Source organism: Neorhizobium huautlense (assembly GCF_002968575.1).
GTDB classification, from domain to species: Bacteria; Pseudomonadota; Alphaproteobacteria; order Rhizobiales; family Rhizobiaceae; genus Neorhizobium; species Neorhizobium huautlense.
The window spans coordinates 1-417 of the sequence record NZ_PVBM01000118.1; the positions used below are offsets into that span (position 1 = coordinate 1).

Annotated in this window: 2 pseudogenes; both read left to right on the forward strand. The window is 54.0% G+C overall.

Going from position 1 to position 417, the window contains the following annotated elements:
* Nucleotides 1-184 (forward strand): annotated as a pseudogene (locus C5L12_RS27885) (spore coat protein U domain-containing protein); the annotation flags it as partial.
* 14 nt (nt 185-198) lie between these two features.
* A pseudogene (locus C5L12_RS27890) lies at nt 199-417 on the forward strand (hypothetical protein); the annotation flags it as partial.

The window sequence follows — 417 nt, forward strand, 5'->3', positions numbered from 1 at the left end:
CAACCAAACCTCCGCCACCGGCCCGGTGTGGGGGAATACCGCCACCACCACCACGGTGGGTAATGGCGTGGCGGGCACCGGTACTGGCGTTGCACAAACCTACACGGTCTACGCGACCGCCGCGAGCGCAAACTTCACCCCAGATAGCTATGCCGACACGGTAACCGTCAACGTTAACTATTGATTAAACGGAATTTTATGAGAATAAAAACCTTTTTAAGGCAGGCCATTTGGCTTTGCCTGACAGGATTGATCGCCTCACAAAATCTTGCCCTGGCCAGCGGTTTGCAGGTTTCTCCTGTCTCGTTAACCCTTCAGGATAAAAATGCTGACGGCATCTGGCTGAGCAACGAAGGCAGCAATGCGATTAACGCGCAGGTGCGTGTCTTTCACTGGAGCCAGCGCAATTTTCAGGAC